The following is a 5768-nucleotide window of genomic DNA, read 5'->3' as shown; positions in this document are numbered from 1 at the left end:
GCCTCTTCTATTCGGCTAATGGCAATTAGAAGGTCTTTGTTCTGCTCTAGAGCTGTGTTCACGAGCGATACTAGTACTGGATCATTGAAGAGTTCCCACCAAATCAGATTTACTTCCTGCCCGTCATATTGCCCCGCGAATCTGAACTGATCGGGCAAATCCTCAAACCCTGGTTCTTCAAAATTGGGTCCAACCATACAGCCGCTTAAAATAACGGCTGAAATAATCAGCGCGGAAATAATATTTCTAGAATTTGTTATTAACTTCATTTTATTTCTCTAAATTAGCCTGCATATCACGTTTTTCTTCATATTTGCCGATCTTGCCGATCAACACAAAGAACATAGGATAAAAGAACACACCCAGCGCTGTGGCAATAGCCATGCCTCCTAGTAGAGCTACGCCCATCACAACTCTGGCTTCAGCTCCTGCTCCGGAAGCTACCACCAGTGGAAGCACACCAAGAATAAATGAGAAAGCTGTCATTAATATAGGCCTGAACCTAAGTTGTGCTGCTTTTATTGCTGAATCAAAAAGTGAAAGCCCTTTATCAAACTCGAGCTTTGCAAATTCCACAATAAGAATCGCATTTTTAGCTGCCATAGCAATCAGCATCACCAGAGCTATTTGAGCAAATATATTAAGTTCATAGCTCTCGCTGAAAATCCTGGCTATAACTAATCCTAAAAATGCGCCAAAGATTGCAAATGGTGTTCCGAGCAAAATACTCCAAGGTAGTGACCAGCTCTCATATTGTGCTGAGAGAATTAGGAACACAAACACCAAAGCGAACAAGAAGACTACTCCAGCCGACCCCGATGCAGCCTGTTCCTGATATGACATGTTGCTCCACTCATAGCCCATGTTGGCTGGAAGCGCTTGCGCAGCAACTTCCTTAAGAGCTGTTAAGGCCTGAGCCGAGGTATATCCAGGTGCCGGACCCCCTGTTAGTTCCACGGATCTATATAAGTTAAAGCGGTTAGTGAAATCAGGTCCTGATATATCTCTGATGTCTACAAATCCTGCAAGTGGTACACTGTCTCCGCTTGAGTTCTTTATATAATAAAAATTGATTTGATTCTCACTCTGTCTATATTCAGGTTCGGCTTGGATAAAGGCTCTATACAATCTTCCAAATCTCGTAAAGTCATTTATATATGTGCCGCCAAGAAACGCACCTACGGTGCTATAAATATTCTCTAGTGGTATCCCAGCTTTTAGAACCTTGTCAGTGTCGATGTCCATAAATCTCTGGGGGACATTAGCTCTAAAAGTAGTGAATATGGAGCCGATTTCTTCTCTCTTCATCGCAGCCTGAATAAAGTTTGCCGATTGCTGGGCGAGGTATTCAGGAGTATTTCCAGTCCTATCCTGTAGCATCATAGTAAAACCTGAACCACTACCTAGCCCAGGAATAGCCGGAGGGCCGAAGGCGAAAACTTGGGCTTCATTTAATTGCGTTCGAAAAGCTATATTGAGTAAATCCACTACTTCATTTGCTGTTTCGTTTCTCTCCCCCCAGTCTTTAAGCGAGACAAATATAAATGAAGAGTTTGAGGAGAAGCTGCCTGAAAGAAGACTAAATCCCGCAGCGGATGTTATATATTCAACTTGATCAAACTGACCAATTATTTTTTCAACTTTCTTGGTAACAACATCTGATCTTTGGAGTGATGCAGCGTCTGGTAGTTGTATGTTTACAAATAGATACCCCATATCTTCCTCAGGCATAAACCCACCAGGAAGAATTCTAGTTAGGAAAACTAAACCTATAACTATAATTCCAACAAACAAAAGCCCTCGTTTGATATTGTTAGTTGCAAATTTCGTCAGACTTACATACTGATTAGTCAGCTTGTCAAAACCATCATTAAATTTGTCAAAGAAACGTCCGAGTAACCCTTTTGAGGGTTCCCTCTTTCTTAGGAGAAGAGAACATAAAGCAGGGCTAAGTGTAAGAGCATTAATGGAAGAAAAGACAACAGAAACCGCAACTGTGATAGCAAATTGCTGATAAAGCCTTCCAGTAATACCTGACATAACAGCAACTGGTATAAACACCGCAACCAGCACCAATGTTGTGGCGATTACAGGAGCTGTAACCTCGCTCATGGCTTGAATGGTTGCTTGCTTGGGCGACATGCCATTTTCAATGTTTACCTGTACTGCTTCCACAACTACAATTGCGTCATCCACCACAATACCAATTGCAAGCACCAGTCCTAGTAGTGAAAGAACGTTAATTGTAAAACCAATTAGTGGGAATATCATAAATGCGGCTACGAGTGATACGGGTATTGCAATTGTGGGAATGAGTGCCGCTCGCCAATCTTGTATAAATATAAATACAACTAAGATTACTAGTGCTAAGGCTACGAAAAGTGTTACTACAATTTCTTTAATACCTGCTGTTATAGCTAGTGTTGTATCGAGTGAGATATCATAGCGCATACTCTCAGGGAACGATTGAGAAATCTCTTCAATGGTGGTTTTTACGATGCTTGCAAGCTCTGTAGCATTTGACCCCGGGGCTTGATACAAAGCTATAATAGTACATTCTTGTCCGTCAAGCCTAGTAAATGCATTATATGTTTCGACTCCTAGCTCAACCCGTGCTATATCCTTAATCTTAACTTGTGATCCGCCTTCTCCGGTTCTCACAACAACTTCGCCAAATTCCTCTGGCGAATTGAGCCTCTCGGGTAGCCTTACAGTATAAGTGAAATCGGTTCCGGGAGGAGCTGGTTCCGCGCCAAACTGGCCGCCAGGTACGATTATGCTCTGCTGCCTTATTGCATCTACAATTTCTGGAACTGTGATACCCATCTGCGCAATACGGTCAGGCTTGATCCATACCCTCATCGAGTAATCACTCGCACCCAAAACTTGTACACGTCCAATTCCTTTAATACGGGCTAGAGTGTCTTGTATATTTATTAGTGCATAGTTACCTAAAAAGTTTTGATCAAATCTTCCGTCTTCCGATGTCAATGTAATGAGCATCAGAATATTTGGGAGTGATTTTTCAGTAGTTACACCAAGTCTGGTAACTTCCTCTGGAAGTCTAGCTGTTGCTGCAGCCACCCTGTTTTGTGTAAAAACTGTGTTTAGATCAGGATCCGTACCTACTTCAAATGAAACCTGTATTGCCATAGTTCCATCGTTAGCATTGGTGGATTTCATGTAAATCATATTGTCAACACCGTTTATTTCTTGCTCAAGTGGTGTTGCAACTGATTCTTCAACGCTAATAGCATTTGCACCAGTGTAGCTGGCTCTAACTTCTACAATCGGGGGAGTTATGTCGGGATATTGCTCAATTGGCAGACCGCCCATGAACACAAATCCTACAATTACCATTACAATGGCAATTACCATTGCTACAATAGGTCTGTTAACAAAAAAATTACCCATATGCTTTATATGCTCGTTAAATCAGGAATTTTTATTTCTACAACTTCTGGGATTACTACTTGCCCTTCTCTTACAATCTGAAGCCCTTCGTATATAACCTTCTCACCTGGTTTAAGACCCTCTCTGATTAACCAGAATTCTTTAATAGTAGGTCCTACCTGCACGGGTCTGCTTTCAACTTTATTATCTTCAGTTACCACTAGTACGCTGAATTTTCCTTGAAGCTCTATCACACTTCTTTGTGGAACCAAGATCCCATCTTTTACTTCATCTACTTCAGCCCTAACTCTGGCAAACAGCCCGGGACGAAGAAGCTGGTCTGGGTTTGGAAAAAGAGTTTGTACAAGTATTGAACCTGTTTCAGAGTCAAAGTTTCTATCTATGAAATCAAACCTGCCTTCATACTTGTAGACAGACCCATCGGAAAGAATTAATAGTAAATCATCATCTACTTTCTGGCTTCTTTTTTGCTCGTCCTGCAGTTTTCTCTCTGCTGCTATGATTCTTCGAGCGGATTCGAGATATTCAGTTTGAGTTAGATAAAACTGAACGGCCATTGTGTCAATGTAGGAAATGGTGGTGAGTACAACCGTGTTGGCACTAGCTCCAACATAGTCACCCTCATTTGCATTTGTTTTTCCGATAATACCATCTATGGGTGCGTACACTTTGGTATAACTTAGCTCAAGATTTGCAGCTCTAAGACTTGCCTCAGAAGCTTTTACAGCTTCGATAGATGCCTCATATCTGGCTTGCGCAGCGTCTAGGTCAATTTGACTAATAGCGTTTTCTGCAGCCAATGGCTTTATTCTGCTTAAGTCACTTTCTGCATTGGCTAAGGTCACTCTGGAAGCTGCAAGCTCACTTTGCGCAGTCGCAACTTTCTCTTCAAACGGCTGGCTTTCAATTGTATAAAGCAGCTGGCCCTTTTTTACAAAAGATCCTTCTTCAAATTCCCTGGTCTCCAAAAATCCCGCAACTCTTGCTGCAATATCTACATTTGTATTCCCTAGTGTTTCTCCTACAAACTGTCTGAATATTGGCACATCTGTAGTAGTAGTTACATATACCTTAACTTTTGGAGTTGGTAGTTGTTGTTGCCCTTCACCCCCGCAGGAATAGGCAAAAATAGTTAATATCAAAAGCGCACTTAAGAATTTATTTTTCATAGACATTCTCTTTATTTGTTAATTCCCCCAGGATCTAGCAGTTTCCACCTAACAGCGAGAATGATTATAACAGGTTTTAGAGTTTTAAACCAAGGGGTCAATTAAAATATGTTGTCATTTTATAATCAATATAGTTGCATGCTAGATAAACTATATTATTCTTGGTCATATGAGCGATGTTATGAACAATGAATTCTGGCCATCACATACTAAAGATTTTATTAAGCTACTAGGCATAGAACACCCTATCATTCAAGCCCCAATGGCTGGTGGACCAACTACATATGAATTAGTTGCTGCAGTTTCAAATGCTGGTGCGCTTGGGTCTTTTGGGGCCGCATATCTGTCACCTGAACAAATAAATTCTGATATTGAGAAAGTAAAAGAGCTTACTAACAAACCGTTTTGTATCAATCTTTTTACACCAGAACAAGAACATGCTACTAAAGTTAATAAGAAAGTGCTTGAAAAACTAGATGAATTTTCAAAGGAACTTGGAGTTCATAATACTATACCCCCCAGCGCTTCAGCGTTTACTTTTGAAGATCAGCTAGATGTGCTAATACATAATAATGTTAGCGTTTTTAGTTTTACATTCGGAGTACCAGAGCAAAAATATTTCAAAACTCTTTTAGACCGGGGCATAAAAATAATAGGAACTGCTACCTGTGTTGAAGAGGCAGTGCTTCTTGAAAAAGCTGGTTGCACCGCACTAGTTGCACAGGGGAGTGAAGCCGGTGGGCACAGGGGCACGTTTGAATCAACATCTGGCCTTCCAATGATTGGCGGGTTGGCCTTAATACCGCAGATAGTAGATAAAGTAAACATCCCGGTAATAGCATCAGGCGGTGTTATGGACGGAAGGGGTATTGCTGCATGTTTAGCATTGGGGGCCTCTGCGGTTCAGATTGGAACAGCGTTTCTTAGTACTAAAGAAGCAGGAGTTTCACAGCCATGGCTTGAGGAGCTAAAGAACACTAAAGATACAAGCACAGTTCTGACTAGGTCATTTACCGGTAAATATGCAAGGGGTATAAAGAACCTTTTTATTGATAAAATGAAAGATCTAGAAAACGATGTTCCTCCATATCCCATTCAAAACAGACTTACCCGAAAGATTAGAGATGCCTCAAAACAAAAAGGTGATTCAAGCTATATGTCTCTTTGGGCAGGTCAGGGCTCTGC

Annotated in this window: 4 protein-coding genes; 1 reads left to right on the top strand and 3 read right to left on the bottom strand. The window is 41.2% G+C overall.

Annotated features, from left to right (window positions below):
- The 3 genes from AAF462_09575 to AAF462_09565 all read right to left on the bottom strand — a co-directional run.
- On the bottom strand, nucleotides 1-269 hold a 269-nt coding region (locus tag AAF462_09575), incomplete at its 3' end, for an RND transporter (GenBank protein MEM7009368.1).
- Between the two features lies 1 nt (nucleotide 270).
- The gene (locus AAF462_09570) at nucleotides 271-3414 is read right to left on the bottom strand and encodes an efflux RND transporter permease subunit (GenBank protein MEM7009367.1); all 3144 of its coding nucleotides are present in this window, start codon (nucleotides 3412-3414) and stop codon (nucleotides 271-273) included.
- Between the two features lie 5 nt (nucleotides 3415-3419).
- Nucleotides 3420-4583 carry an efflux RND transporter periplasmic adaptor subunit gene (locus tag AAF462_09565; GenBank protein MEM7009366.1) on the bottom strand — a complete coding sequence of 388 codons (1164 nt, stop codon included), beginning with the start codon at nucleotides 4581-4583 and terminating at the stop codon, nucleotides 3420-3422.
- 181 nt (nucleotides 4584-4764) lie between these two features.
- On the opposite strand from AAF462_09565, the gene AAF462_09560 reads away from it, so the two are divergent.
- On the top strand, nucleotides 4765-5768 hold a 1004-nt coding region (locus tag AAF462_09560; GenBank protein ID MEM7009365.1), incomplete at its 3' end, for a nitronate monooxygenase.

This window comes from Thermodesulfobacteriota bacterium (genome assembly GCA_039028315.1).
Lineage (GTDB): Bacteria > Desulfobacterota_D > UBA1144 > Nemesobacterales > UBA2774 > CR02bin9.
Note: the sequence above shows the minus strand (reverse complement) of the source record. Positions and strands in the feature narration are given on the sequence as shown.